16 protein-coding genes are annotated in these 22,420 nt (G+C 36.4%); all 16 read left to right on the top strand.

Going from position 1 to position 22,420, the window contains the following annotated elements:
- Nucleotides 1–52 precede the first annotated feature (52 nt).
- Nucleotides 53–4,171, top strand: a complete 4,119-nt coding sequence (locus ACSBFT_RS05485; protein ID WP_489603842.1) for a RecQ family ATP-dependent DNA helicase — start codon at nt 53–55, stop codon at nt 4,169–4,171.
- Complete coding sequence (locus tag ACSBFT_RS05480) at nt 4,164–4,532, top strand: hypothetical protein (protein ID WP_489603841.1); 369 nt, start codon at nt 4,164–4,166, stop codon at nt 4,530–4,532. Before ACSBFT_RS05485 ends, ACSBFT_RS05480 begins: the two co-directional genes overlap by 8 nt.
- 136 nt (nt 4,533–4,668) lie before the next feature.
- Nucleotides 4,669–5,502, top strand: coding sequence for a carboxylesterase family protein (locus ACSBFT_RS05475; RefSeq protein ID WP_489603840.1), 834 nt, complete (start codon nt 4,669–4,671; stop codon nt 5,500–5,502).
- A gap of 188 nt (nt 5,503–5,690) precedes the next feature.
- Nucleotides 5,691–7,337: a hypothetical protein gene (locus ACSBFT_RS05470; RefSeq protein ID WP_489603839.1), complete on the top strand. Its 1,647-nt coding sequence runs from the start codon at nt 5,691–5,693 to the stop codon at nt 7,335–7,337.
- A 313-nt stretch (nt 7,338–7,650) separates the two neighbouring features.
- A complete protein-coding gene (locus ACSBFT_RS05465) occupies nt 7,651–8,109 on the top strand; it encodes a glycosyl-4,4'-diaponeurosporenoate acyltransferase CrtO family protein (protein ID WP_489603838.1) in 459 nt (152 codons plus the stop codon).
- Between the two features lie 122 nt (nt 8,110–8,231).
- A complete protein-coding gene (locus tag ACSBFT_RS05460; protein ID WP_489603837.1) occupies nt 8,232–8,834 on the top strand; it encodes a hypothetical protein in 603 nt (200 codons plus the stop codon).
- Between the two features lie 37 nt (nt 8,835–8,871).
- Nucleotides 8,872–9,384, top strand: a complete 513-nt coding sequence (locus ACSBFT_RS05455; protein WP_489603836.1) for a M23 family metallopeptidase — start codon at nt 8,872–8,874, stop codon at nt 9,382–9,384.
- Between the two features lie 163 nt (nt 9,385–9,547).
- Nucleotides 9,548–9,805 carry an FUSC family protein gene (locus ACSBFT_RS05450; RefSeq protein WP_463048479.1) on the top strand — a complete coding sequence of 86 codons (258 nt, stop codon included), beginning with the start codon at nt 9,548–9,550 and terminating at the stop codon, nt 9,803–9,805.
- A gap of 607 nt (nt 9,806–10,412) precedes the next feature.
- Nucleotides 10,413–11,435 carry a serine hydrolase domain-containing protein gene (locus ACSBFT_RS05445; RefSeq protein WP_489603835.1) on the top strand — a complete coding sequence of 341 codons (1,023 nt, stop codon included), beginning with the start codon at nt 10,413–10,415 and terminating at the stop codon, nt 11,433–11,435.
- Between the two features lie 314 nt (nt 11,436–11,749).
- Nucleotides 11,750–12,271 (top strand): GNAT family N-acetyltransferase, encoded by a 522-nt coding sequence (locus tag ACSBFT_RS05440; protein ID WP_489603834.1) that lies wholly within the window; start codon nt 11,750–11,752, stop codon nt 12,269–12,271.
- A 323-nt stretch (nt 12,272–12,594) separates the two neighbouring features.
- Nucleotides 12,595–13,191, top strand: a complete 597-nt coding sequence (locus ACSBFT_RS05435) for a patatin-like phospholipase family protein (protein WP_489603833.1) — start codon at nt 12,595–12,597, stop codon at nt 13,189–13,191.
- A 102-nt stretch (nt 13,192–13,293) separates the two neighbouring features.
- Nucleotides 13,294–13,503 (top strand): hypothetical protein, encoded by a 210-nt coding sequence (locus ACSBFT_RS05430; protein ID WP_489603832.1) that lies wholly within the window; start codon nt 13,294–13,296, stop codon nt 13,501–13,503.
- Nucleotides 13,504–13,923: 420 nt separating this feature from the next.
- On the top strand, nt 13,924–17,082 hold the full coding sequence (locus tag ACSBFT_RS05425; RefSeq protein WP_489603831.1) for a SusC/RagA family TonB-linked outer membrane protein: 3,159 nt from the start codon (nt 13,924–13,926) through the stop codon (nt 17,080–17,082).
- A gap of 27 nt (nt 17,083–17,109) precedes the next feature.
- Nucleotides 17,110–18,729 (top strand): RagB/SusD family nutrient uptake outer membrane protein, encoded by a 1,620-nt coding sequence (locus tag ACSBFT_RS05420; protein WP_463047028.1) that lies wholly within the window; start codon nt 17,110–17,112, stop codon nt 18,727–18,729.
- A 659-nt stretch (nt 18,730–19,388) separates the two neighbouring features.
- A complete protein-coding gene (locus tag ACSBFT_RS05415) occupies nt 19,389–20,312 on the top strand; it encodes a hypothetical protein (RefSeq protein WP_463047029.1) in 924 nt (307 codons plus the stop codon).
- A 419-nt stretch (nt 20,313–20,731) separates the two neighbouring features.
- The gene (gene leuA / locus ACSBFT_RS05410) at nt 20,732–22,414 is read left to right on the top strand and encodes a 2-isopropylmalate synthase (protein WP_489603830.1); all 1,683 of its coding nucleotides are present in this window, start codon (nt 20,732–20,734) and stop codon (nt 22,412–22,414) included.
- Nucleotides 22,415–22,420: the final 6 nt, after the last annotated feature.

Here is a 22,420-nt window from a genome sequence, read left to right as displayed (position 1 = left end):
TAATGTTTACCGACACCCTAGACGCCCTACACAAAACGAAACCACAGAAAAAATGAAAGAATTCTTCGCAGGACATATTTTACAAGGAGTAGCAAAAAGCATAGAAAGCTCTGTTGACAAAAACTATTGGTTAGAAATAGCGACTAACTTATCAAAATTCTATTGTCAAAATCCGACCATAAATAATGCTGACAATGAAACTGAACATCCAATATTTTCAGTTCTTGACAACCAAATTTCAAGAGGACTGCCCACAATTTCAAGCATATTTATTGAAAGAGAATTTGAAAAGATTTTCAATTTAACAACTGAAAAAATAAACGGCATAGGAACTATTTCATTTGACTTTGACAATTCAAATGCTATTAATTTTTTAAAGTGTTTAGTAATTGCTGATAACAGAACACAAGATCTAAATACTGAAAACACTTATAATAATTGGGAAGACCACGGAGGAAGCCCATTTGAGAGAGATTTTTTTATAAATACAATTTCACGATTTGGACAAAATACAAATCAACTTTTGCAACTCCAAAGAACAATGCCGTCAGTTGTAGGAAGACAAACAGAAGATTTGTTTGTTCATCAAAATATTGATTTTCTAATTCAACTGCCAAAAGCAGATGGATTTAAAAACGGAATTGTAATTGAAATAGATGGACAACAACACAGGGAACAAACACAAGCACTAAAAGACCAAAGAAGAGATTTTTTTGCAGACCAAAATAACTTTGACACCGTAAGAATTTGGACAAATGAAGTCAATAATTTAACAGCAATACAAGCTAATAAAATTAGTAGTTATTTACAACATCCTTATTTTCAGACTTTCAAACAAAATATTGAAATACCCCTATTTGCAAATGAATTAGGTTTAGACTATTTACAATTACACCTTTCAACGTTTGGGATTTCAAGAGTTCAAAAGGCGTTTCTAAAGGCTCTAAAAAGTGGCTTAATAAATAGAAATGTAGAAACTCTGAATATTGCAATCATAGAAAGAGACATTCCTTGTGGAAAAATTGCAATTGAAGATTTGCTAATTCAGATAAAGCATTTATCAATATTACAAAATGAAAATGGCGAAGAATTAAAATTGGCCAATATAGAACTTACAATATTTAATACCATTGAGTTTGCTAACGCAAAACTCAATGTTGATAATAATTGTCAAATCTTCAATGCTAATTCAGACTTTCGCAATTACGATTTAGTTATTGATATTTCTGTTCTCAATTACCCAACTTTTCTTAATCGACCTACTCAAAGTTTAGCACAAAATACAATTGTAATTCGTTCTATTCATCATACAGAATATACTCGAACTTTTAACTTTCATAAATTTATTAAGTACGAAAATGTACCTGAAAACAAAGAAGATGATAGAACTGAAAACCTTAATTTTTTCTTACAATCATTTTTCAGAAAAACAAGTTTCAGAGAAGGGCAAATAGAAATATTATCTAAGGCACTACAAAAAAGAAACCCAATTGCACTTTTGCCAACAGGTGCAGGAAAATCATTGACTTATCAAGTTGCATCGCTTTTGCAAGCAGGTTTAATAATTGTTATTGACCCAATTAAGGCATTAATGAAAGACCAAAATGAAAACCTTAAAAATGTTTTCATTGATGCTACAACTTATATAAACTCAACTTTATCGGCCAAAGAAAAAGAAGAAAACACAAATAAATTTGTAAACGGCAATTACTTATTTGCCTTTGTGTCGCCTGAACGATTTGTAATAAATGATTTCAGAAATAAAATAGGAAATGTAAGAGCAAGAAATAAAAATTTTGCATTTTGTGTTATTGACGAAGCTCATTGTGTTTCAGAATGGGGACACGATTTTAGAACAGCATATTTAAAACTTGGAGATAATTCAAGAGCATTTTGTTTTTCAGGGCATAATGGAGAAACAATTCCAACATTAGGACTTACAGGAACAGCATCTTTTGACGTTTTGAGTGATGTTCAAAGAGAAGTAGGATTACAAAACAATAGTGATATTGTAAGACCAGAAAAATTAGAAAGAGAAGAATTAAAGTTTAAAATCAAAAATATTCCTGCAATTAAAATTGGTGCAGGCACAGACTTTTGGACATTACACAATTCTGTCTTTGAAGCGAAGAAACAAGGACTTTTAAATGTTTTACAGAATGATTTAATTTCCGAACCTCATTTGCGAGAATGTAATGCAAACTCATTTTCTGATTTCATTAAATATCAAGGCAATAATTCAAATTGTGGAATTATATTTTGTCCACATTCTACCGACAAAATGCCATCGGGTGTTCAATACATTGCAAATTATTTAAGGCAACAATTTCCAGATGTTGCACATTTAATTGGCGAATATTATGGTAGTGGAGATAGTTCTTCATTAGAACAAGTTCAAGACGATTTCAAAAGCAACAAAATCACACTATTAGTTGCAACCAAAGCGTTTGGAATGGGTATTGATAAACCAAATATTCGTTTCACTTTACATATTACTCACCCAATTTCAATAGAAGGATTTTATCAAGAAGCAGGTCGTGCCGGTCGAGATAGAAAAAATGCAGTTTGCTATGTTTTACATTGCAACAATTTATTAGTACTAAATTCAAAGGGTAAAGACGTTTCTGTTGCCCGAAATATCCAAGATACATTTTTGTTTAATTCATTTAAAGGTAGTGATTATGAAAAAAGTATTACACTTGAATTATTAGACAGAATTACGTTTCCTCACACATCAAATAAAGACCAAACCCAAGATGTTATTTTTTCAGATTTAGGTCGTGAGGTAAGATTTGGAAAACCGTTTCCAAATCCTAATCCAACAATGATTTACATAAATGGTGGCGAATTTGGTCAAACTTATGGCAGAATTAGATTTAATGGTCTTATATCTGAAACCAACGGAAATAATATGTGTTCAGAAGTTGAAGCAACTCAACTATTAAACTCAATGACACAATTTGTCAGAGACAACAAACCAAACAACCTAAATCTTTTAGAATGGTTACAAGTTGTAAATGTTACACCTGAAAAACAAGGTATTGAATTTATTATAAGTCAAATTCCAAACAATCAAACGAGTGTAATAACTATTGGATTAGAGAATAATGGCGTTCAGCAAACATTAGAATATCTTAATCTAAACTTCAATCCTTCTTTTGAATATGCAATGGTCAAAAATTCTACGAACTTTTGCCAAAGCGATAATGATTTTATAAATAATCTCAAAACCAATTATAAAAGAACACACGGAAAAGCAATTAATTTTTCAACACAACAAACAGATGAACTGAAAGAGTTTTTTAAACAAGTGAGACAAGAGCAAGATACTTTCAAAATTATTTATCGTTTATCAATTTTAGGTGTAGTAAAAGACTATACAATTGACTATGGTGCAAAATCAATAAATGCTATTTGTCAAAATCAAACAGCCGAAGAAATATATCAAAATCTATATACTCACTTCAAAAGGTATTACCCAGAAAACTATGTAGCATCTTTAATGCAAAATGCTCGAAATGGCGGTCAAAGAACAGCATTGAGAAATTGCATAAACACATTAATTGATTTTACATACGACAATGTTTTTAGCAAAAGAGAAACTGCATTAAATAATATGGCTGACACAATAGATAAAGCTATTTTCAAAACTTTATCTATGACTAATTTAAGCAGACAAGAAGCTGAAGAATTAGGGAACAAAGAATTTTTACAAATTGTGAATGACTATTTTGATTCGCAATTTGTAGATGAAATTAGAGAAATAACTGAATTTGGAAGTAAATTAGACTTTTCTGTATTTGAGCATTTTGCAAACAAAGCTATTAACAATGACCAATTAAGACAGCTTGAAAATTCGGCAAGAAGGAGTTTAGAATCCTACAACAAGAACCCAGTAATTTCATTAATGCAATATTATTCTGCAACGATGATTAACAATTTTGATAATTCTGAACTTCTGAACCGAACCAAAGATTTATACATTATTGATAACGACTTCACTCTTGAGGAGTTAGATAATATAATCAATAAAGTAACACGTTACATCCAGGACAGAGATTTGAACTGTTTGGACAGCCATATTAAAAATATCCAAAATGTATTGGCAAAACAAACCCTAAATAATTTTAAAAATTATAATAATAAAATCTTAAAAGAATATTATGTTTAAAGAATTGGACGATAATTTGAAGGCAATGGATAAAGAAGTTGCTAAACTTAATAGTGCAGTTGAGCACATTAACCAATCAAAACTTGTTGCAAAAAAAGCAGTTGAAACTTCGGTTCAACTTCAAACTTCTTTTGCAACACACATAGAAAGTGTTACAAACAATGTGGAGAGTATTTTACATCCACATAAAGCTCTAATAAAAGCGTCCGAAAGCTTAACTAAAACCATTTTAAATATTGACTTTCCAAAACGGTTAGACAACCAAGAAAAGGAATTAAAATCGATAAAAACGCTTTTGTTTGTGGTGTGTGGACTTGTATTAATTGCGACTGTTACCATAATATTAATCTTAAAAAAGTAGCTTGACAAGAAAGGGAACGAACCGATAAGATGAGTTTTCATAAAAAGGGTGTTTGTACTTCAAATTCCCGATGTACTTAAAGCGTCAAACCGTTGGCAACAATTTTAAGCCCACCCAAACGGACAGAAACATAATAATGACAAGGATATTTTTAGCTTCAATCATCTTCCTGAATGCTTGTTCTCCTACTAAAAAGCAATTCGGGCAAGTTGTCCTAAAAAATAACGCGGATACCACTTTATCGAAACAAGAGATTTTCAAAATCAGAAGTTTGGATAACGATATTTTTGATACCGCTTCTTTTAGAGGTAAGGAGCAAATTGAAATCAAGTATCGTTTATTTAGGCCCAAACAAAAGACAAATGAAAAATATCCATTAGTGGTAGTTTATCATGGTTCAGGACGACCAGTGGGGACCGACAATACCTCTCATTTAGGGATATTACCAAAGCTGTTTGCCAGTCCTGAAATTCAAAATAAGTATCCGGCTTATGTTTTGGCCCCACAATTCCCAACCCGTTCTTCAGACTATGTCATGGATAGCACAACAAGAAATGTGCTTTATTCGGTACCGAGACCTTGTTTAAATTCCGTATTAGAACTTATTGACTCGCTTAAATCAAATTTGAATATTGACAATAACAGCATTTATGTCGTTGGATTTTCAATGGGAGCTTCAACCGTAATAAATTCCTTGTCGGCAAGACCCGATTTATTTGCGGCAGGCATTAGCATTTCAGGAATTCCACAGTTTGACAATTTGCCAGATTTGACCGAAATACCTATTTGGTTAATTCACGGCATAGACGACACCGAAAATCCAATCGATAGCGATGAACAATTTTATAAGGAATTGAACAAAAATGTTCGCTTTTGGAAACTAAAAGGAACGACACACGGCAATGTTTTTACTACAACGATTTTAGGAGAAACCATGCCAAAATGGCTCTTCCAACAGCGTAAGAAATAAAACTGCTACAGCACCGCTAAACTAAGAGAAAGTGGATTCTGCTATACGATATCTGGAAATCATTAGGCCACCATGGTCGGTTGGCATACACGCTTTGGGATTATTCTCTGAAAGAACTAAATTCACCATTCAAAGCACACTACAAGACTGCCGTCTGGTGGTGTAGAAAAATACCCTAAAACCCAGCCATGAATAAAACTTATTATGCCATTATCAGTTTTAGCTTTTTGCTTATTTTTTCCTGTACGAGCAAAATCACCCTTTCTGACTCCGAGGCATTGGCCTTAAAACAAGCTCAATCAAATGGCATATTGGTCAATGAGGGCTATGAAAGATGTCGGCGTTTTGTGGATGATTGGCTTAAATACGCTGACCCCGAAACGGGACTCATTCCTAAAAACCTAGCAGAAAATACAGACATCTGGAATGCCAAGGATGCCGCTGCCGATAACTACCCATTCATGGTATTGACCGCTGCCTTAACCGACCGAAAACTTTTTGAAGGGAGAATGTTGGATATACTTAAAACGGAAACCCGTTTAACTTCACGCATTGACCGTTTACCAGATACTTATTCCTTCTCCAAAAAGGGTTTTGTTACGACCGAACCCGATTTACATGATATTTTATTTGGCTCATCAGAATATATCAAAGATGGTTTGCTGCCGCTCACAGAATGGCTAGGAAAAAGTCCATGGTCAGAGAGGATGATTGCCATACTGGATGACATATGGAAGCATGCACCCGTGGAGACAAAGTATGGAAATATTGTTTCTACCAACGCGGAACTCAATGGTGAGATGTTACAGGTATTGTCTAGAGTATACTGGATGACCGGGGAACAAAAGTATTTAGACTGGGCAATACGGTTGGGCGACTTCTATTTATTAGGGGATAAGCATCCTACCAGAAACTCTGAGATTCTAAGATTAAGAGACCACGGATGTGAGGTTATTTCAGGGCTTTGTGAATTATATGCTTCTGTAAATTTTGTAGATATTAAAAAGAAAGAAGCATATCAACCCCATATTTATGCGATGCTCGATCGCATATTACAAGTTGGCAGGAATGAAGATGGACTTTTTTATAATGCCATAAACCCAAAGAATGGAGATATAAAATGGGATGGAACTGCAGATACTTTTGGTTATATTTTTGATGCCTTTTACACCGTTTATCAGATTGATTCAGTCGAAAAGTATAGGACGGCTACTTTGAAAGGTTTGAGTGTACTCAATGAAAAGTACAAAAACTTTGATTGGGAAGAGGGTTCGTCAGATGGCTATGCAGATGCCATTGAAGGATCCTTAAATTTATATGCCAGAGAGCGTATACCTTCCACAGCAGAGTGGATTGACAGTGAAATTCAAGTGATGTGGTCTATGCAGGATTCCAACCACAGAGCCAATAGTCTGAAGTGGCAGGGTTCGGGTGTAATTGAAGGCTGGCATGGTGACGGAAACTTTGCCAGAACCACCATCATGTATTGTCTTTGGAAAACCCAAGGCATGACTGTCCAACCATGGCGGTCAGACATGAAAGTAGGAGCCGTAATGAATGGTGATGATTTGATGATCAGTGTTACGGTAGATGAAGATTGGCAAGGAGAATTACAATTTGATTCACCAAGGCATAAAACGTTCATGAATATGCCATTTGACTGGACCAGAATCAATCAGTTTCCAGAATGGTTTACTCCGCTCGAAAACACAAACTATCAACTGATTAGTCTGAATGAGCAGAAAAGTGACCGTTATTCAGGGAAAAAACTATGGGCTGGCGTTCCCGTTTCCCTAAAAAAGGGAGTGAACCAATTCAAGCTCTCCAAATCTTGATGGAAATGAATGATATCAAGGTTTCCATTTGGGCACTTTTCGGTAAACGTAAACAGCTCGCAATGAGATTCGCTCAGGCTATTTAGCTTGGGTCTTATAATGCCTTTGTATCGATACCTTAAGCAGTTAATTTTCATGGCGGTCCCTACTGAATTCCCAAATGAGTAATTGATAAAATTCAGGCACGTTGCTCCGCTTTCACGTCGACACACCATTATTCATTCTGTTTATGAGTTATCTTTGCAGGAGTATAAACGTCGGAAAACTTGACGAAAAGAAACTCGAAGTGTTTTTCAAAGCAACAGGATAAAATATGATTATCAAACATTTAACTTTCGGTATTTCAATTGTATTTATATCTTGGTTAGTCGGGTTGATTTTAAATGCTATTTTGATGAAAACGGCATACTACAAAAGCATCTCAAATCTGAATATCATTCAAAGTAAAACGCTGAATAAAAATATTGGCATTGGTGTTTTTAAATGGATTGTAAAGAATACGCCCTTCCAATTTTTCAATCAAAAGCTTCAAATAAAAACCAAAATTGGACTTGCTGAATTACACGTGCTTAGGAAAGAAATGACAATAGCCGAGATAAGTCATTTTATCGGCTTTGCTTTCATGACCATTTTCGCTTTAGTAAAACTATTTAATTACAATTACCTCTTTGCCCTGATTATGATATTGATGAATTTATATCCCTCCTTATTGCAACAAGAAAACAAAAGACGCATTGATAGATTGATCAAAGTGGCAGGTTTAAAAGCTTAGAACCAGTAAGGTTTTAGACATTACCGTTTAACTTAGTCGCTAGCTCAGAATTATTTCATCAAAGAAAAAAATCCTTTAAATTTGAATGAACAAAAGCTGGAATTCTTACCACACACAATAGAATGATAAGACAGTTAATAGGAATAATCTTAGTTCTCACGGGCTTTGGACTAAAAACCTTTTACGGACATTTAATTCTATATTGGGGCATTATAGAAACGTTTAGCCTTATTTTCTTCGCCCTTGGACTTACCACCCTATTCTTTAAATTCACAAACAAACATGAAAAAAATATAAAAGGAATTTCCTTTAAACAGAGTCCATTATTATGGATTCTCAAAGGTCCTCTTTTTGTCTATTTAGCTATAGTTGTAATCATTATATCTTTGTTTTGGATGAGCAACAATCTAAATACCAAACTAAAGGAATACGCTTTGGAACACAGCCCAGTAAGAACCATAGCGATCTTCCTTGGTTTTGAAAAACAAAATTACCATACTGGTAGGTACAGTAAAAGTTCTAAAGATTTTGCTATTTTTCGATATAAGACAAAAAAAGGGTACATCACTCAAGGAATCTCTGTGGAGGAGTTAAAACAGACTAAAAACTCTTTCCGTTTAAAGAATAGTAAAGAATATCAATTAACATCCACTTCAAACCGGCACAAACAAACATTTAAGATTATCTACTCAGAGAGTCATCCCACTTTCTTTAAAATTTTATAAGTAACTACATTCACCATCACTTGAGACCTTAAGCATATTGAGAAAAATAACAATCCTTTTTATCAGCTCCTTTACCATTCTAATGATTGGTTTTTTAATCCCTCAGGATTTAAAAATGCCTGTTAAAGGAGCTACTAAATCAGACTATAATGTCAATTCATTTTGGGCCTACCCTTGGGGGAAATCTTTAACACATCAGGGTGTGGACATTTTTTCAAAAAAAGGAACTGTGATTAATTCTTCTACTGCCGGACTCGTTTTATTTTCTGCAGAAATGGGTATGGGCGGAAAATTTGTTTTGGTCCTTGGGCCAAAATGGCGACTGCATTACTATGCACATCTAAACGAAATAAAAGCCTCTTCTTTATCTTTTGTAAGTCAGAACTCCGTAATTGGAACAGTAGGAACTAGCGGAAATGCAGCTGGAAAACCACCACACTTACACTATGCTATTGTTACTGCTTTTCCGTACATCTGGAGAATGGATTCGGACATACAAGGTTGGATGAAAATGTTTTATTTAAACCCAATTGAATATTTTAAAAACTAGTCTATAAAAAACAAGCCATTTAACCTAAGCTTATCAAATGTCTGCTAGACATTATTTCTATTTAATTAGACCTAATAGATTAAATACTTTTTCGGTAATTTGAGTTTTAAAATATGAACCCTAACTACATTAAGTTATGGCTTATTAAGATAAACGACTACAAATGACCGAAAAAGAACTATCAGAATTAACAGACGAAGAGCTTTTAGCCAAAGCAAAAAAAATGAAGTCAAACGCCATCATGAACGCAACGCTTATTGGAATAATGATTGGAATCACAATTTACGGCATGGTCAAAAACAATATTGGACTCTTCACCTTAATTCCTTTGTTTTTCTTATTCAGAGCATTTAATAATCCTAAAAATAAAGAAAAGGATAAAGCTCTGAAAAGCCTGTTAAAAGAAAGAAACTTAGCATAAATAAGAGATTTAAATCCTTTAGTTATTTCAAGTATTGAATCAAAAATGCTATTACCACAAGACAGCAAAACCAATATTTACCTTACCCTAATCTTTGCCATAATGATGTAGGTTTATTTGACTAGTTCGGCAGATACGTTATCGCCAACTCCCTACCCGCCAGATTCCCCATAAACACCCACGTAGTGCCCATTGGAAGTGAATTAAGATTGACAAAAACAAACAAAAAGATGCCATAGATTAAACCCGCTTTATGCATTAGAAAATCTTCCAATTTTATCGAGACCGAATCTAAATTGCTTCCATCGGCAAACTCAGGGTAAACTGCTATGCTAATCTCGTTTAAATGTCAGATTTATGCCACTTTAAAACTCATTACCATACTCCAATGCTTGAACCGGCTTAAATAGAGCCTTATGTCGCTATCAATAATCGGTATACCATCGTGACAGAAAGCCATTCGAGCGTCTGCCCTATCGACAGCCTGGTTTTAAACCCGCTTTATGCATTATCGCGAAAATTGAAATCCCTCCGTCTTGATATTTTCTCTAAAAGCAGCTAGCTTGCTAATACTCAAGAGAAACCCACCATTCCCTGAAAGCTAAAAATGAAACGTATACTCCGCATCTTATTTATTCTTGCCAGTATTGGCTCCTTGTATTTTGTACCCTGGATTTTGGTAAAAGCTTGGATAATACCCCTACCCAATACCGTTCAAGAGCAACTTGATGAAGCCATTGGTTACGGATTTGATGGAATGATAGTTTACGTGGACCAGGCCGGCAAACCACCGCAATTTTATGCAGCTGGCTATAAAAACAGAGCAGAAAAGATACCAGCAGACCCAAAATCATTATTCAAGATTGGGAGTATAAACAAACTATATGTTGCTGTGGCTATCACCAAATTAGTCAATGCCAAAAGGCTTTCATTAGATAAAACGCTAGCCGATTACTTTCCAGAACTTGTGGGTAGAATTGAATATGCAGATGAAATCACTTTGAGATTGATGGTGCAGCACAGGAGTGGCATTCCCATTTTTACGGACTACCCTGGCTTTTGGGATCAGCCACAAGACAGCACTAAAGATGTACTGGAATACGCACTTGATTTGCCCGCCAATTTTAAACCGGGTAAAGATTATCAATATTGTAACACCAATTATTTGTTACTTTCCAGGCTCATTGACAAAGTGGTGGGTTATAGCCATCACCAATATATCAAGGAAGAAATTTTGATACCTCTTGGCCTTAAAAATACGTTCAGTTCGCTTAGCGAAATCAATTTAGACGACCTTATGAGTGGCTATTATGTAGGCTATGAAGAAGATATAAAGACCAATGATTATGGTTCCATGATTGCTTCGGCAGAAGATGTAGGCATATTCTTGCGTGCATTAAATGATGGTTCTGTGTTTAAAGAAGGCGGACAGGAAATCTACTCCACCATTTATGAGTATGAACATGGAGGTCTCTTACCTGGTTATCAGAGCCTTTCAGAATACCATAAAGACATGGATACCGTTGTGGTACAGTTTATGAATACCACAGACTTTAATGGATACAACTGGAATTTATCCGAAATATTCATTAACCGCATTGTCAAAATTTTGAAGAAAGAAGGCAAATAAGTTTGCGAATTTCATAAGCTTAAGACCTTCCTGTTTAACACCATTAAATCACGAATGAGCACTTGTATTTGGTCCTTTGAGATTCCACTAACACCTCAATTGAAATACCCTATTAGTTTGCATAACATTCATGCCTAGGTTCTATCCTACCTAAGAATCTTATTTACTACCGGAGTTCGCAGATTTTCTACCTACCTGTCGGTAGGTTCGATTTTTATTTACTAAATTAGTTACTTAAACCCGCAAAAACCATATACTCATAATGTTGGCTTAAAGGCGTGAAAAATACTTCATATTTGAATTAAATTGAAACAATGGATATTCCAACAATACAAGTCAGAGATGTTTTACTTCCTAACGATTTAAAGGATGTAAAAAGACTTTGGCTTGAGTATTTGATTTGGGGGAATGACGAAATGCAATGTTTGTATGGTGTACATCCTCATAATCCCGACGAAGCAGTAGAACAAGACATCAAGATGATAGATAAATTTCTACCACCTCACGGCCGACTTATACTTGCCATTTATGATGGTAGGGTTTGTGGTCTTGGAAGTCTTAAAAGTATCAATGAAGAAATTGGCGAGATAAAAAGAATGTATGTTGACCCCACATACAGAGGTATTGGAGCTGGACGTGACATACTTGAAGCTCTACTTTTAGCATCGAAAGAAGCTGGTTATAAAAAAGTTCGATTAGACAGCCCCAAGTTTATGGAAACCGCTCATTCTCTTTATAGAAGTTTTGGTTTTCGAGAAATTGAAGCGTATCCAGAAATGGAAATTCCTGAGAAGTTTAAGGCCTACTTATTGTTTATGGAATTGGACTTGCCTTAACCGACATCAACCCGCTAAATTAACAATCCGCCTAACAGGCCATTCTGCATCCCAAGTTTGACCTTAGAGCAAACTGCTGCATACCCTATCTATAGCCGTGCATGCTCGACGTAATGTTGCTTAGCAATAGTTTTAAGCCACTTTTAACTACAACTCTACCTTAGAGAATCTCCAGATTGATATTGGGAATCGTTTAAATGGACATTAAGATTTACCAATGCATCAATGCTGGCTTTAACTAAATCCTCGTGAACAAGTTCATCAACCCAATCTCTTCATTAGCATTTATTCGTTTATAGTATATAATTCAAAAAAATCTAATCATGAAAGCATTAATAATTTCTGGTGGCGGCAGTAAAGGAGCATTTGCTGGAGGAGTAGCAGAACACCTCATAAACGACTGCTGTCATGAGTACGACCTTTTTGTGGGGTCATCTGCAGGAAGTTTATTATTAACACATTTGGCTTTAAGAAAGGTGGCCAAAATAAAGGGAATATTTACCTCCGTTTCTCAAGAAGATATTTTCAATATTTCACCCTTTAAAATCAAAAAGTCTAAGTTAAATGGATACGAAACGGGAATAAATCATTTTAATACTTTACGTGCTTTTATAAAAGGTTGCCCAACTTTTGGTGAAAGCGATAACTTATTAAAACTTATAAAAAAAAGCATCACTGAAGAAGAATTTCAAGATTTACGGGTACAAAATAAAAAGGTCATTTTTACGGTTTCTAACCTCACCTTAGATAAGGTAGAATATTTTAATTCTAATGACTGCAGCTATGATGAATTTTGTAATTGGGCTTGGGCTTCAAGTAATTTTACCCCTTTTATGAGCCTTTTTACTAAAAATAATTTTCAATATGCCGATGGTGGTTTTGGAAGTTTTACACCTATTTTATGTGCCATAGAAAATTGAGCTACCGATATTGATGTCATCATTTTAGAAAGTGAAACTGGCTCGTCAAATCATCCTCCTATTAAGAATCCTTTTTCATTACTATTAAGAACATTTAAGTTCATGAATAACCAAAGTAATTCAAAGGATATCATCATTGGAAAGTTAGTAGGGCTAAACCGAAAAGTAAATATCAACCTTTACTATACCCCAAGTCAGTTAACAACCAACCCACTTATTTTCGATCCAGAGCAAATGACGGAGTGGTGGAAAGATGGTTACCAATTTGCTAAAACCATGAACCCAGAAAACTTTTGTCATGTGCCCATTTGAAAATGTTTAAGGCAAATTATAAAAATCACTTCTATATATACGTTTATCAAGATCGCACTGTATTTTTTTTGTATTTATTTTCAAAACGATATTATGCTTTCCCTCCAAATAAAATAAGCGAAAAACAGGAGTAAAAAAACCATTAATTTCTACCTCTATATTCGTCAGATAAGACACTTTTAAACCCATTATCTAGCCAAACAACTTCTTTATCCATATACTTGGCATTCCCTTAATACACAGCTAAATAGACCCTATTACTTAACATCATTCCATGAGAAATCATGGTAAAAAAATATGTCCAGCTTAATCCTATAGTTAACAGCTTAAAATTTAAGTTTTTTTTAAGTCCGAAAATAAAAATAAATGAATCTTTTAACATTCATTTACGGGCTTTTTAATTCAAAATCAAACTAAACTATGCGTAAAAAACTACTATTAAGTTTTGCTCTTTGCTTAGCACTTGTTTATCAAGTGGCTGCTCAGGACAGAACAATCAAAGGGAAGGTGACTTCTTCGGAAGATGGCTCAGGCTTACCTGGAGCAACTGTTACCGTCAAAGGAAAGTCTGGAGGGACTTCTACCGACGCTAATGGAGAATTTTCAATTTTGGCTGCGGGGAACGAAACACTCTCCATCAGTTTTGTGGGTTTTAAGAAAATGGAGGTATCCGTTGGTTCTAAAAGTCAGATTAACGTATCTCTAGAACCGGATGCAAATTTATTGAACGAACTGGTTGTTATCGGTTACGGCGTTCAAAAGAAATCTAAATTAACATCTTCTATAGCAAGTGTTAGCGGAGAGTCTCTATCTAAACTAGTATCGCCAAGTTTTGACCAACAGTTGGCGGGTCGTGCAGCGGGTGTTCAGGTTACCACGGGTAGTGGACTCCTTGGACAGGCTCCACGTATAAGGATTAGAGGTACAAACTCCATTACTTCTGGAGGTTCGCCATTATTTGTGGTGGATGGTGTTCCTGCACTTTCTGGGAACCAAGCAGGAGCAAATGTTCCTTCTAATCCGCTAGGAGATATTAACCCTTCGGATATTGAGTCGATAGAAATCTTAAAAGATGGTGCAGCGACTGCTATTTATGGTTCTAGAGCCACAAATGGTGTCATTTTGATTACCACTAAAAAGGGAGCTAAGAATCAGCCTATGAAGGTTAATTTTGACATGCAATATGGTGTAACGAATCCTGTAAACCGTTTTGATTTATTAAATGCGGAGCAGTTTGTAGAAATTGCCAACGAAAAGGTTAAAAATGCCAATGGCACTACTACTCCAGCTGCTTTGGATGCAAATAACACCAATACCGATTGGCAGGATGTGATTCTGAAACAAGGTACTGCTCAAAACTATAATTTGAGTTTTTCTGGTGGTATGGACAAAACCAATTACTACTTCTCTTTGGGATACAATAAGCAAGAAGGAGCGGTAGTTTCTAACGGTCAGACGAGATACAACTTCACGACAAATTTGGATCACAAATTTAATAAGTACGTGTCTGTAGGAACAAAAATGCAAGCGGCTCGCACAGAAAATATGGGACTGAACTCAGGCTCGAATGCATTATCTGGTAACTTATCGGCAGCAGCTAGGATGTTCCCTAACGTGCCAATCTTTAGCGATACGCATTCTACAGGTTATAATATCTCTCCAGATGGTGCCGTATTAGGACAAGGTGCTAACACCAGAAACATTGATAATAATTACACAAATATTGCCTTTGTACTTGCTAACAATAAATTTAGCAATCAAATCGGCCGTGTACTTTCTACTAATTACCTTCAAATCAATCCATTCGATGGCTTGGTTTTAAAGTCGATGATCGGAGTAGATTACACAGATCTTCGTTCTTTTGCAGCTCAAGACCCGCGTCATGGCGACGGTCGTGGCTCGAAAGGAACGGTGAACCAAACGTCTAGAAACGTTACAAGATGGAACTGGCAAAATACAGCCAACTATATCAAAGATTTCGGATTAAACGCTCTTAGCTTAACTGCCGGTCTGGAATATCAGAAACAACAGGTATCCTCATTTACTTCAAGTGCTGCCAATTTCTCGGATAAATTTTTCCAAGGAGAGAACATCATTTCTGGAAGCTTTTCTGTTCCAGCGGTGTACGGTGGTGGTGTAAACTCAGGATTCGATTCTTATTTTGGACGTATTCAATACGATTACGACAATAAGTATTTCTTTACTTTTTCTGGTCGTAACGATGGATTGTCTGATTTACCAGCGGCAAGTCGTAGAGGTAACTTTTTCGGAGGATCATTGGCATACAAGGTTTCAAACGAGGATTTCTACAGAAAATCTAGTCTAGCAGACGTTGTTAATGACATTAAATTCAGAGCCAGCTACGCCCAAGTAGGAAACGTTTCTATTGGAGACTTTCCTTATTTAGGACTTTTTGGAGCTGCTCAGTATGGTTCACAAAATGGTGTAGGATTTACACAAGCAGGAAATTCTGAACTTAAATGGGAGTCTAGTACTCAAACCAACTTTGGTATAGATTTAGGCATTTTGGATAACAGAATTTTATTCAGTGCAGAATATTATAAAAATGATGTTTCGGATCTTATTCTTGCTGCTCCTACTGCTCCATCACTTGGAATTCCAAATAACTCGATTTCTAAAAACGTTGGTTCTTTGTATAATAAGGGTTACGAATTCAACCTTTCATTTGATGTGTTAAACAAAAAAGATTTCTCTTGGGATATGAACTTAAACTATTCTACTCAAGAGAATAAAGTTACGGGTTTGAACAAAGGTCTAGATGGTAAAGATCAGCCAATTTACCCAAGTGCATATCATATTGTTAGAGTAGGTGATCCAGTCGCTTCTTTGTATGGCTACCAATCTGCAGGTGTGAATCCAGCAAACGGTTTCCCATTATTCTTGAAAGGAGATGGAAGTGTTGTTCAGCGTAATGTAAACAACGGAGCCTATTCGTTCTACGACGCTGCTAACCCAACGGTAACCACAAATACTACTGGTGCTTCTCTAGCTGCGGCAGATATTGCTGATGGTGGAGACAGAACGGTTTTAGGAAATACAAATCCTTTATATTTCGGTGGTTTCACTAACACGTTCAAATACAAAGGTGTTGATTTAGAGATTTTCACTCGTTTCTCTGGTGGAAACAAAATCATGAACGTAACTCGTCAGGAGACACTTTTAAACCAGGACTTCAATAATAACGGTGTAGAAATAATGGATCGTTGGAAGAGCGAAGGTCAGGTAACAGATGTTCCTAAAACGGTTCTTAACAATGGTAACATTATCAACTTGAATGGTAACGCTATCAGTCGTTTTGTTGAAAACGGAAGTTTTGTAAGAATTCAGAATATCGTTTTAGGCTATTCTATCCCTACTTCTATTTTGGATAAAGCTAATATTGGTATTCAGAGTGTACGTGTATATGGTCTTTTACAGAATGCCATCACTTTTACAAAATACTCTGGTCTTGACCCAGAATTGAACGCCAATGGAGATGTAAACCAGTCATTTGGTCTTGATTATAATACCAATCCACAGTTTAGAGCATTCACATTTGGTCTTAACGTGGGACTATAATTCATCAAAAAAATTAAAGAGATAAAAATGAAAATATCAAAATATAGCAAATACTTAGCCTTTGGGCTGCTATTCGCAGGTGCGTCGTGCGACGTGACCGATTTGGCACCGATTGATGCCTTATCTGAATCTACTGCTTTTCAAACTCCAGAGCGTATTGAATTAGTAGTTGCAGGTGTTTACGATGGAGCTCAATCAGGGTATTACACTGGAGGACTTAGTGCAGGTGTAGTAAGAGGGTATCCTTTCGGTGCTGCTCATTTACAGCAGGGCGATTGTCGTGGAGAAGATATGGTAAGCGTTGCCGCTTTCTATGGTGTTACTTACGATGGTACCTATGATGCAAACTCTCCTAATAATGGGTATTTCTGGCAGACCATTTACGCCATGATCAATCGTGCCAATGTGGCTATTGCTGGAGTTCAAGGGGCACCTATCGAGGGTTCTCTTACTCAGGAAGTTAAAAATGGCTATGAAGCGGAGTTAAAACTTCTTAGAGCTATGGGCCACTTTTATTTATTGGTAAACTATGCTCGCCCTTATGGCGATAACCCAACTGCTGCCGCTGGTGGAGTGGTATATCGTACCGAGCCTGTAGGCACTAGTACTGGACTTACTGCTGATGAAGCGGGTAAACTGGGAAGAAATACTGTTGCAGAGTGTTATGAGAAATTATTGGCTGATTTAGATTTTGCGGAAGCAAATCTTGCCGCTACGCATCCTAAGAACAAGATTACTCGTGCTACCAAAGGTGCTGCCATTGCTCTTAAAACAAGGGTAAGACTGCATCAAGGAAACTGGGCACAAGTAATTGCAGAGGCGAACAAGTTGATACCTGCATCTGGTGCCATCACGAGTCCAATTGGTGGATATCAGCTTACAGCTACGCCAATGGGAGCCTTTGGTGCAGCCAATAAAACCAATTTGGAGTCTATCTTATCGATGGAAAACAATGATGTGGACAATGCTGGCGTCAATGGTGCCGCTCCATCTATGTACTCTACTTCTGTTAGTGGTGGACGTGGGATTATAGGCATAAGCCCAGTGATTTGGAATCAATCTTTTTTTGCAGCTGACGACTATAGAAAGTCTAGCAATATGGTGGCTCAAGACGGAGCTACATCTCCCGGTCGTGGAGCTTATTTCACTAAGAAATACGCTGATGCTACTGCCCGTACCGATAATGCACCAATTATTCGTTATGCAGAAGTTATCTTAAATGCGGCTGAGGCTATGGCCCGTGCTTCTTCTGGTGTAGATGCCAGAGCCCTTGAACTATTGAATACGGTAAGAAACAGAGCCTTACCAGAAGGTTCTGCGGCTAGGTATTCTGCTGCAAGTTTTACTTCTAAAAAGGAGTTGATAAAAGCGATTTTGAATGAGCGTAGAATTGAATTTTTGGCGGAAGGTATTCGTTGGATGGATATTCACAGATTGAGCACAGACACTGACTTTACAACCGGAGGAATTCCAGCAAAAGCCAGCCGTACGCTTACTTTTACGAATTTGTATACCAATGATGCGGCAACAACATTTACCATGCAAGCTGCCGTACCTTATTCAAATTTGAAATTCATATGGCCATTGCCAATTGAAGAAATTAATAATAACCCGACTTTGAAAAGCCAGCAAAACCCTGGTTACTAAAAGTTAAGAATTTATTAAATGCCTTTCCATGATATGGAAGGGCATTTTTTTTGTCCGATTGGGAGATGTCTGGTATACCGGAACTGCTTATTATAAACCCGATTTATGCATTAGGCAATCTTCCGATTTTATCGGGACTGTAGTTAAATTGCTTCAAATCAGTACACTTCGTCAAGCTCAGCACAGGCTACAGCCATTTTAACTCAATCACCATAGCCCATCGACATTAGCTCAGGGTAAACGCTATGCCAATTTACTTTAATTGTCTGATTTCTTGCACTTTAAAACTCATAACGATTCTCAAACGTATAATCCGGGATAAAAGTACGTGCGTTAAAAACGCAAGCAAATTATAAATGTCAAAGTTTGCTAAGATAGCCTTTGTTATATTAAAAGCTTACACCATGGATGCCGCTGGAAACAATAATTTCATTAACAATTTTGTGGGTGCAGTTGCCAGATCATGACAAGCTATCTGTTTTCTAAAATATTCTGAATAAAAAATGGTGCCATATTTTTATTCGTCTCAGACTGCCAATAACAAAATAGATATTTCAACGGAAAACTATTTTTTTTACATATCGTATATAAACTGACAGGGATTAAAAAAGAGTGAAGCCAAAATTCAGTATAAACAGTCTAAAACTTTATAACACATTATGATTCAACTATTAAAAGTATTTTGCTTACTCCATATCTGTTTACTTACTTCCTGTGCCTCAGACCAAGATTCCGGAAAAGACCCCATAGATTCTACCGACGGAAAAGTTGAAGTTTTTAACCAAAAACAATTTGATGATTATTGGTATTCCGGCAAAGCTGAACTGAATAGCTATGAGTTGAAACAATCTCGATATGGAGAAATCCGCGAAGGTGAAGTAGTATTGGTATTTGTGACAGAACCATTTTCATTAAGCAAACAAGTCAAACTAGATAATCCGAAAGATGCTGGAAAAGACATGGTCTCCGTGATGAAATTGAACCATGTTAGGAAGTTTACAACTGGTATTTATGATTACGCTATTGTTACCTCTAGTTTCACACCGGTTGATTTCAAAAAGTATCCACACACATTAAAGTTGAATACCAGCATTCAAGAATGGTGTGGACATACTTTCACACAGCTAAATCTCAAAGAAGAAAACTATCAGTTCAAACAGTTTTCTTACTTCGAAACGGATGGAGATACCGAAAAAAGTATACCAGTAGCCCTATTAGAAGAAGAACTAATGACGCGTATTCGTATAAATCAAGGACAACTACCTCTAGGAGAAATGGATTTGATTTTTTCTACTTTATATAGTCGTTTTGCCTACAAAGATCTGCAAGTCACCAAGGCTAAAATCAGTAAAACAGCATCTGACACATCTTCAAAATATAAAATTGAATACTTAGATTATGATAGGACTTTTACTATCGATGTGCAAAAAGAATTCCCATATAAAATATTGGGATGGACGGAAGACAATGGCGATGGATTGATAACGGAAGCTCACTTGAAAAAAAGTATGAAAGAGCCCTATTGGGAGCAAAAAAGTTTAGATGATGAAGCCAAGAGAAAAGAACTCCAATTGCTGAAGTAAAAGATTTAAAATATAGAATGCCTGTGGCGTTAGATATAATAACTGCTCTGCCTTATCACACTATAGATATTAAACCCGCTTTATGCATTAAAAAGTCTCTCGATTTTATCGGGACCGTAGCTAAATTGCTTTAAATCAGTACGTAAACTTAGTTAAGCTCAATCACCATAACCCTTCGACAAAAAGCTCAGGGTAAAATGCTTTGCTTATTTCATTTAAATGTCTGATTTATTCCACTTTAAAACTCATTACGATCCTCCAATGCATAAACCGGGTTAAAAGAATTACACCCTAGTTATCAACGATTCGATTTTGAAGTTTCATTCCTTCAAAAAATGAATGCATATTTACGGCACGGAAGGCGTACCTCATTTTTTCAAGGTACTTTAAGCCTCAAGATTTCAGGATTTAAGATAATTATGAAGGCATCTAACATTAATAAGTATACACCGTTTCAACCTATAGCTTTAAAGGATCGAGAATGGCCAAATCGCACACTAACACAGGCTCCTATATGGTGTAGTGTAGATTTACGAGACGGTAATCAGGCACTTCCAGTGCCGATGAACATTGAACAAAAGGTCACCTTATTTAAGACTTTAGTGGCCATCGGATTTAAGGAGATTGAAGTAGGCTTTCCGTCCGCTTCTGATACGGAATTCAATTTTTTAAGAACGCTTGTAGAAGAAAACCTCATTCCTGACGATGTTCGCATTCAGGTACTGGTTCAGGCCCGTGAACAACTTATTCGCAGGACTTTTGAAGCCTTAGATGGTGTAAAAAATGCCATCGTACATCTGTATAACTCCACTTCTAAACTGCAGCGTAAGGTCACTTTTGGTAACGCCACCAAAGAGGAAATTAAGGCTATTGCTGTGGATGGTACACTTTTGGTAAAATCACTTATCGGAGAATTGCCAAACACCAATATAACACTAGAATATTCGCCAGAAAGTTTCTCTGATACAGAAGAAGATTATGCCATAGAAGTATGCGAAGCCGTGATAGATAGCTGGCAGCCAACCCCTGAGCATAAAATAATACTCAATCTTCCGTCTACCGTAGAATGGAATTTGCCCAATACCTATGCAGACCAAATAGAATACTTCTGCCGAAAAATCAAAAACAGAGACTCCGTAGTTGTCAGTTTACATACCCATAATGACCGAGGTACGGGCATAGCGGCAACAGAGTTAGGTTTATTAGCAGGAGCCGACCGTGTGGAAGGCACCTTGTTTGGGAATGGCGAACGCACGGGCAATTTGGACTTGGTGACATTGGCTCTAAATATGAATAGCCATGGTATTCAAACTGGACTAGACTTCTCCAATATCGATGTCATAAAAAAAGTTTATGAAAAAAACACCGGAATGAACGTTCACAAACGTCATCCCTACGCTGGTGAGTTGGTATTTACAGCCTTTAGCGGAAGCCATCAAGATGCCATAAAGAAAGGAATGGACCTGAGAGGAGAAGATGAAATTAAATGGGAAGTGCCATACCTAACTATTGACCCAATAGACATAGGTCGTAGTTATGAAGCCATTATTAGAATTAATAGTCAAAGTGGCAAAGGTGGCGTGGCGTATATATTAAAGAGAGAATTTGATTACGATGTGCCTAAGAAAATGCATCCTGAAGTGGGCTTGCATATCAATGGCCTGGCAGATCAATATGGCAGGGAGTTGACCTTCCAAGAAATCCAGACAGAGTTTCTAAAAGAATTTGTTAACCGCAAAGATGTTCTTGAATTGAAGAAATATGATATTCAGGAATTGACAGATACCGAAGTTCAATTGTTTATAACACTTACCCATCAGGGAAAAGAAATGACATTGGAAGGGAAAGGAAACGGCCCAATTAATGCGGTGGTTTATGCCATGCAGCAGCAAGGATGGAAGGATTTCCACGTAGATCAATATCGTTCGCATTCCATAGGACATAGCTCTGCTTCTGTTTCGGTTTCTTACGTACAGCTCTCCATGAAGTCTGATCCAACCATAAAGTTTTGGGGTTGCGGTGAGCACACGAGCATTCGTAGATCTGGCGTGTACGCCCTAATATCGGCATATAACAGAGCTCAGATTCTGATGAAGAAATAGAGATTG

The organism is Arcticibacterium sp. SM2516, assembly GCF_057914865.1.
Note: the sequence above shows the minus strand (reverse complement) of the source record. Positions and strands in the feature narration are given on the sequence as shown.

Excerpts from the sequence above, each read along its gene's own strand:
- ACSBFT_RS05485 (WP_489603842.1), top strand. The coding sequence starts at position 53 with ATGAAAGAATTCTTCGCAGGACATATTTTACAAGGAGTAGCAAAAAGC.
- ACSBFT_RS05480 (WP_489603841.1), top strand. The coding sequence starts at position 4,164 with ATGTTTAAAGAATTGGACGATAATTTGAAGGCAATGGATAAAGAAGTT.
- ACSBFT_RS05475 (WP_489603840.1), top strand. The coding sequence starts at position 4,669 with ATGACAAGGATATTTTTAGCTTCAATCATCTTCCTGAATGCTTGTTCT.
- ACSBFT_RS05470 (WP_489603839.1), top strand. The coding sequence starts at position 5,691 with ATGAATAAAACTTATTATGCCATTATCAGTTTTAGCTTTTTGCTTATT.
- ACSBFT_RS05465 (WP_489603838.1), top strand. The coding sequence starts at position 7,651 with ATGATTATCAAACATTTAACTTTCGGTATTTCAATTGTATTTATATCT.
- ACSBFT_RS05460 (WP_489603837.1), top strand. The coding sequence starts at position 8,232 with ATGATAAGACAGTTAATAGGAATAATCTTAGTTCTCACGGGCTTTGGA.
- ACSBFT_RS05450 (WP_463048479.1), top strand. The coding sequence starts at position 9,548 with ATGACCGAAAAAGAACTATCAGAATTAACAGACGAAGAGCTTTTAGCC.
- ACSBFT_RS05445 (WP_489603835.1), top strand. The coding sequence starts at position 10,413 with ATGAAACGTATACTCCGCATCTTATTTATTCTTGCCAGTATTGGCTCC.
- ACSBFT_RS05440 (WP_489603834.1), top strand. The coding sequence starts at position 11,750 with ATGGATATTCCAACAATACAAGTCAGAGATGTTTTACTTCCTAACGAT.
- ACSBFT_RS05435 (WP_489603833.1), top strand. The coding sequence starts at position 12,595 with ATGAAAGCATTAATAATTTCTGGTGGCGGCAGTAAAGGAGCATTTGCT.
- ACSBFT_RS05430 (WP_489603832.1), top strand. The coding sequence starts at position 13,294 with ATGAATAACCAAAGTAATTCAAAGGATATCATCATTGGAAAGTTAGTA.
- ACSBFT_RS05425 (WP_489603831.1), top strand. The coding sequence starts at position 13,924 with ATGCGTAAAAAACTACTATTAAGTTTTGCTCTTTGCTTAGCACTTGTT.
- ACSBFT_RS05420 (WP_463047028.1), top strand. The coding sequence starts at position 17,110 with ATGAAAATATCAAAATATAGCAAATACTTAGCCTTTGGGCTGCTATTC.
- ACSBFT_RS05415 (WP_463047029.1), top strand. The coding sequence starts at position 19,389 with ATGATTCAACTATTAAAAGTATTTTGCTTACTCCATATCTGTTTACTT.
- leuA (WP_489603830.1), top strand. The coding sequence starts at position 20,732 with ATGAAGGCATCTAACATTAATAAGTATACACCGTTTCAACCTATAGCT.